Source organism: Sphingosinicella sp. (assembly GCF_052388015.1).
GTDB lineage: Bacteria > Pseudomonadota > Alphaproteobacteria > Sphingomonadales > Sphingomonadaceae > Allosphingosinicella.
In genome coordinates, this window is record NZ_JBQTIN010000096.1 from 1 (window position 1) to 6,444 (window position 6,444).

The window sequence follows — 6,444 nt, forward strand, 5'->3', positions numbered from 1 at the left end:
GATCCATTTGATCACCGTCGCGCCCGGATCGCCGCCGCGGCGCCGGTCGAGGAAATCGAGCCTCAGCTGCTCGAAATCGCGCGACAGGCCGGCGGTCAGCAGCCGCTCCCACTGGTCGCGGGCCTGGAAATGCTTCGCCGCGGCATGAGCCCAGTCGAGCCCCAGCGCCTCGCCGAGCTGCGAATAAGCGCGGGTCAGGACGATCTCGTCGACCTTGAGCTTGCGGCCCAGCATCGCGAGGCCGACGGCGCCGTCCATCTCGAACAATTTGGCGATCCGGTCGACCAGGCCGCGCGGCGCCCCCATTTCCTCGCACTGATGGCGCAGCTCCAGCGCCTCGGCCTTGGGCTCGGGCCGCAGCAGGTCGTCGAGCGCACCGTAGAGCTTGTCGATGCCGGGCTTGAGCAGCGCGACGATCTCGCCCGGCTTCAGGCTCGGCGACGTGTCGCGCAGCAGGTCGGCGACGTGGAGCTGGAGTCCTTCCGAGGCCTGCTCGAACAGAGCGAGCCGCACCTCCTCCGGCACCGACGCCTTTTCGATGTCCGCCCACAGCCGGCCCATGTCGAACAGGCGCTCGGCGGCGATGAAGCAGGCCGCGACCTGGCCGAAGGCGGCGCCGCCTTCCTCCATCAGGGTGAACGGAGCGATGACGCCGAGCCGGTTGACGAGCCGATTCGCGACATAGGTCGCGATGATCTCGTTGCGGAGACGATGGGCGAGGATCGCCTTCCTGTGCTTCTTCTGCATCGCCGGCGGAAAGGCGGCGAGCAGCTCGCCTTCCAGCGTCGGATCGCTGGTGAAGCCGGCATTCTCGATCGCCGCCTGGAGGCGCATCTTCGCGCTCGAGAGCAAGATCGCAAGCTCCGGCCGGGTCAGGCCCTCGCCGGCCTGGGCGCGGCGGAGCAGATCGTCGTTGGAGCCGAGCCCCTCGACCTCGCGGTTGAGCTTGCCGCTCTCCTCGAGCAGCTCGATCACCCGCACCAGCTCGGGCATCGCCTCGGCGCCGCCGCGCTCGGCGATCGACAGAGCGAGCGTCTGGAGCCGGTTGTCCTCGAGCACGATCGCGGCGACGTCATCGGTCATCTCGGCGAGCAGGATGTTGCGCGTCTTGAAGCTCAGCCGGCCGGCATTCATCTCGCCGTTCAGCGGGATCTTGATGTTGACCTCATTGTCCGAGCAATCGACGCCCGCGCTGTTGTCGATGAAGTCGGTGTTGATCCGGCCGCCGATCTCCGAGAATTCGATCCGCGCCGCCTGGGTGATGCCGAGGTTCGCGCCCTCGCCGATGGCGGTGGCGCGCAGATCGGCGGCGTTGACCCGGATCGCGTCGTTGCCGGGGTCGCCGACCTCGGCGTTGGTTTCGCCGCGCGCCTTGATGTAGGTGCCGATGCCGCCGAACCAGAGCAGGTCGACATCCGCCTTGAGGATCGCGCTCATCAAGGCGGCCGGCTCCATCGCTTCCGCCCCGACGCCGAGCATCGCGCGCACCGGCTTCGACAGCGGGATCGACTTCAGGCTGCGCGGAAAGATGCCGCCACCCTTGGAAATCAAGGCCTTGTCGTAATCGGCCCAGCTGGAGCGGGGCAAAGCGAACATCCGCTTCCTCTCCTTCCAGCTTTTCGCCGGATCGGGATCGGGATCGAGGAAGATGTGGCGATGATCGAAGGCGGCGACCAATTTGATCGCCTTCGACAGCAGCATGCCGTTGCCGAACACGTCGCCGGACATGTCGCCGACGCCGGCGACCCGGATCGGCTCCTTCTGGACGTCGATCCCGCGCTCCCTGAAGTGGCGCTGGACCGAAACCCAGGCGCCCTTGGCGGTGATCCCCATCGCCTTGTGGTCGTAGCCATAGGAGCCGCCGCTCGCGAACGCGTCGCCGAGCCAGAAGCCGCGCTCGATGGCGATCGCGTTGGCGACGTCGGAAAAGGTCGCGGTGCCCTTGTCGGCGGCGACGACGAAATAGGGATCGTCGCCGTCGCGGATCACCACCTTGTCGGGATGGACGACCTTGCCGTCGACCAGATTGTCGGTGACCGAAAGCAGCGAGCGGATGAAGATACGGTAGCTTTCCGTTCCTTCCACCAGCCAGGCGTCGCGATCGCTGCTCGAGGGGAGCTGCTTGGGATAGAAGCCGCCCTTGGCCCCGGTCGGCACGATGACGGCGTTCTTGACCAGTTGCGCCTTCATCAGGCCGAGGATCTCGGTGCGGAAATCGTCGCGCCGGTCTGACCAGCGCAAGCCGCCGCGGGCGATTGGCCCGCCGCGCAGATGAATGCCTTCGACGCGCGCGGAATAGACCCAGATCTCGCGCCACGGCCGCGGCGCCGGCAGGTTCGGCACCGCCGCGGAATCGAGCTTGAAGGCGAGCGCTTCCTCGGCCGCCGGCGAGAAGGCGTTGGTCCTGAGGATCGAGACGATGACGCCGCGCATCAGGCGCAGGATGCGGTCCTCGTCGATCGCCGCGACCGCCGACAGGCCCTTGGCGATCTTGTCTTCGGCCACCTGCGTCGATGCCTCGCTGCCCTTGGCCCAGGCGGGGTGATGCATCGCCTGGAACAGGTCGATGAGGCCGTGCGCCACGTCCGGCGCCTTGCGCAGCGCTTCGACGACGGTGGCGAGGCCGTAAGAGAGGCCGGTCTGCCGCAAATAGCGGAACCAGGCGCGCAACAGCACGACGCCGTCCGGCGCCAGCCCGACCGAGACGAGCAATTGGTTGAACGGGTCGTTCTCCCGCCGGCCTTCGAGCACGGCGGCGACAACCTCCTCGATCACCGCCCGGCGCGCCATGATCGGCCGCCGCGACGAGCCGTCGGCGGTGACGACGGCGAATTCGTGGATATGGTCCTCGCCGTCGCCGGCGGCGAGCCGGGTCGGCGTCTCCTTCATCACCCGGAAGCCGAAATTCTCCAGCACCGGCACGACGTCGGAAAGCGGGATCAGCCCGCCGGCGCGGTAGATTTTCAGCCGCAGCTGATGGTCCGGGTCGAGGTCGAGGTCGTAGAGCCGCACCGAGCGCTGCTTCGGGTCGGCCAAGGCATCCAGCCGCAATATGTCCTGCGCCGCGTCCTCGATCGGGTAGCGGTCCCGATAGGAGGGCGGGAAGGCGGCGGCGTGGCTCATCACCATCCGCGCCGCCCGGCCGTAGCCGACGTCGGCGGCCAGCGCCTCCTCGACGCTCGGCTCCCAGCCGCGCAGCATCTCGTCGAGCTTGCGGTCGAGCGCGGCGGTGTCCGGTGTCGGCAGGCTGGTGTCGAGGACGAGCGTGTAGCGGATCAGGGCAAGGTCGCCGTCGCCCAGCTCCACCGACCAGCTCGTCGTCTCGCCCTTGGCCGCGGCCTCGATCATCTCGGCGATCGCGATCCGGCGGCGGGTGGTGATGTCGTCGCGGGATAGCCAGACGAAGGCGAAGAGGTGGCCCTTCAGGGTCGAGCGGACGAGCAGCAAGGTCGGCCGCGGTCGGTCGGCGAGCGACATGGCGGTCAGCGCCAGCGTCTTCACCGATTTCTCGTCCAGATTGACCAGCAGATCATGCGGCAAAGCCGAGAAGGCGTGGCGGAGCGCCTTGCCGCTATGGCCGCGCGGCTCGAAGCCGAGCTTCTGCTCCAGCCCCTCGAGCCGCTCGCGCAGGAACGGCACGTCATCGACCGACGCGGAGAGCGCCTCGCTGGTCCACAGCCCGGCATGGACGCCGATGCCGGTGATCTTCCCATCCTCGCGGATCGGCACGGCGAACAGGTCCAGGGGCACGTGCCGGTGCACCGTCGACTTGCGCTCCGCCTTGGCCGCGATCAAATCCTCGCCGCTCTTCTCGAAATGGGCGATCGCGCTGTCGCAGCCCCCCTCCTCGTCGGGCGGGCTGGGGGCGCGGAAGATGCCGAGGCCTTCGGACGACGGCAGGCCGGGCCGCTCGGTCTGATAGCCCAACAGGGTCATCGCGCCGTCCGCGAACCATTCGAGCAGCGCCCTCGTTTCGGGGTCGCCGATCTTGTCCGCGTCGGCGCGCAGCCGCGCCTGCATCTTCGGCCAGTCCTCGACCGCGGCGCGCACGTCGTTGAGCGATTGCAGCAGCTCGTCGCACAGCTCGCCCCGCACTTTCGCGTCGGCGCGGTCGACCTCGATGTACATGAGAGACTCGCGCCGGCCGCGGTCGTCGCAAAGCGGCTCGGCCTTGATCAACCGGCCGGCGGCGTCGCGCTCGACGCAGATCACCGGGTGAAGCAGCCGATGGATGATCAGGCCGCGCGCCGCGATCGCTTGGGCGACCGAATCGACCAGGAAGGGCATGTCGTCATTGGCGATGCAGATCCGCATGATCCGCCGCGCCACCTGAAGCCCGGCGGATTCGATCCGCACCAGCGGCTCGCCCGGCGTCCTCTTCGCCGCGCAGTCGGCGACGAACTCGGCCGCGGCGCGGCGGTCCTCGGGGGTGAAGCCGGCCAGCTCGCCGGGCAGCGCGCCGCCGCAGAGCAGATCGGCGAGGGTATCGAGCAAGCGCGCCCGGTCGGACTGGGCCATGCGCTTCGAAGTCATAATCCGCTCCCGGGACGAGAGGCGCGCTGAGGGCGCGCCGCAGGTGGCGCGGCTATAGCCGCGCGCGCGCGAAAGCGGCAAGGGCGGCTAGCGGCCGATCTCCGCCCTTTGGTCGCGGCCGCAGCGGAAGTGGGCCGCGCGCAGGTCCGCCTCGGCCCGGGCGCGGGCATTGGCGTCGGCGCGCTGGGCGTTGACCCGGGCGATCTCGCAGCCTAGCCGGCCGCCGCGGCCGATCGTCTCGACGATCAGCGCCGGCGGCTCGCCCAGCTCCGGCACCGGGATCAGCCGGTAGATGATCGCCATCGGCCGGCCGCCACGCAGCCGCCATTCGACGTTCGGGCCCGGCCCGTTGAGCGCGTCGAGCGATTCCCAGACTCCATTGTCGACGCCGGCATCGACATCGTAGCGGTCGTCGCCGGTGTTGACGAACAAGGGCACGCCATGCGGCCCGGCGCAGCGCCAGCGGGCGCTCGCGCCCTCCTCGATATGTTCGAGCATCTGGCAGCGGTCGAGATTGAGCGACGAATAGATGCTGGTTGCGCGCTGGGCCGCGGCCGGCGCCGCGATCCCCAGCGAAAGGATGATCAGCCCGCTCGCCTTCATCGGCGCCTCCCTCAGGCGGCGCGCGCCGGCGCCCCGCTCATGACCCTGACCAAAGCGATCGCCCGATCGGCCAGCGCCCGCAATTCCTCGCGGGCATAGCCCGCCCGGGCGCGGCCGGAAATCTCATAATGATTGGCGACCATCACCATCGCCAGCGCGTGCGGGTCGGCCTCGGCCGCGATCTGCCCGGCCTCGATCGCCTTTTCGAAGCGGCGGACGAGGGCGCGGTCGAGCGAATCCATCGATTCGCGCACGGTGCGGGAGATTTCCGGATCCTCGCTCGCCTCCGGCATCGCGGTGTGCATCATGAAGCAGCCGGTGCCGACCTCGTCCTTGCCCATGAACTTGTCGATCGACCATTCGGTCATCGCGCGCAGCGACTCGAACAGGTCCGGGACCGCGAACGCCTCGGCGAACTCGGCCCGTATATCCGCGAGGTAATTGTCGAGCGCGGCGAGATAGAGTTTCTTCTTGTCGCCGAACGCGCCGTAGAGGCTCGGCTTGTGCAGACCGGTCGCGGCCGCGAGCTGGTCCATCGAGGTGCCGGCATAGCCGTAGCGCCAGAAGGTGTCGCGCACCCGATCGAGCACCTGATCGGTGTCGAAGCTGCGCGGGCGGCCTCTGGGCGCGGGGCAGGCGGCTGTATCTTTTTTTACCATCTGTTCAAAAAATCCTTGCGACTCGCATTTCTATACTATACGGTAAGGTACATAAATAGCCGATGGAGGACCCGATGACCAGCCTTTTCCGCCTTGCAGTGCTTCCCGCCGCCGCTGCCGCTGCGGCGTTCTTCGTCCAGCCCGCCTTCGCGCAGAATGACGGCCGCGCCGTCGCCCAGTGCCGGGCCGAGATGCTGCGCCAGTTCCCCGAGGGCGCGGTCCGGTCGGACCGGGTCGCCTCGATCCAGGGCAATTCGCGTCGCATCCGCGTCCAGCTGATCGTCAACGCCGACCGGCGCTACACGTTCGATTGCGCGACCGACGGCGCCGGCGCGGTCCAGACCGCCGCGCTCAACCCGCCCGCGACGACCCGCCTGGCCGGCCAGCCGCCGGCCCAGGGCCAGTAAGTCTCCCCGCCTTTCCGGCGCACCCCCTGCCGCCATCCCGGTTCATGCCGGGGTGGCGGTTCTTTTTGCTTCAGGCGAGCCGCCGCTGCACCCGCTGCAATGCAGGCCGTCCCGGCAGGTTGGAAAGAACGACATCGCCGGCCCGCGCCGCGCCTTCCGGCCGGTCGGCGATGCGGCAGGTGAAGCCCTCGAACGGCTGGCCGTCGCGCAGCAGCATCAGTCGGTCGCCCTCGATCCGGAAG

4 protein-coding genes are annotated in these 6,444 nt (G+C 68.9%); 1 reads left to right on the forward strand and 3 read right to left on the reverse strand.

Annotation, left to right across the window (positions count from 1 at the left end; translation table 11 throughout):
• From ACT4N3_RS07795 to ACT4N3_RS07805, 3 genes are all read right to left on the reverse strand, one after another.
• Window positions 1–4,533, reverse strand: a 4,533-nt coding sequence (locus tag ACT4N3_RS07795; protein ID WP_444854650.1) for an NAD-glutamate dehydrogenase, incomplete at its 3' end; no start/stop codon positions are given.
• A gap of 87 nt (window positions 4,534–4,620) precedes the next feature.
• The gene (locus tag ACT4N3_RS07800; protein WP_444854651.1) at window positions 4,621–5,136 is read right to left on the reverse strand and encodes a hypothetical protein; all 516 of its coding nucleotides are present in this window, start codon (window positions 5,134–5,136) and stop codon (window positions 4,621–4,623) included.
• 11 nt (window positions 5,137–5,147) lie between these two features.
• On the reverse strand, window positions 5,148–5,795 hold the full coding sequence (locus ACT4N3_RS07805) for a TetR/AcrR family transcriptional regulator (protein WP_444854652.1): 648 nt from the start codon (window positions 5,793–5,795) through the stop codon (window positions 5,148–5,150).
• Window positions 5,796–5,869: 74 nt separating this feature from the next.
• On the opposite strand from ACT4N3_RS07805, the gene ACT4N3_RS07810 reads away from it, so the two are divergent.
• Entirely contained in the window at window positions 5,870–6,202 is a 333-nt protein-coding gene (locus tag ACT4N3_RS07810; protein ID WP_444854653.1) for a hypothetical protein, read from the forward strand.
• The last annotated feature ends 242 nt before the right edge of the window (window positions 6,203–6,444 follow it).

What these genes read in the sequence shown, in the direction of transcription:
- ACT4N3_RS07800 (WP_444854651.1), bottom strand. Translation starts at nt 5,136, where the DNA reads ATGAAGGCGAGCGGGCTGATCATCCTTTCGCTGGGGATCGCGGCGCCG.
- ACT4N3_RS07810 (WP_444854653.1), top strand. Translation starts at nt 5,870, where the DNA reads ATGACCAGCCTTTTCCGCCTTGCAGTGCTTCCCGCCGCCGCTGCCGCT.
- ACT4N3_RS07805 (WP_444854652.1), bottom strand. Translation starts at nt 5,795, where the DNA reads ATGGTAAAAAAAGATACAGCCGCCTGCCCCGCGCCCAGAGGCCGCCCG.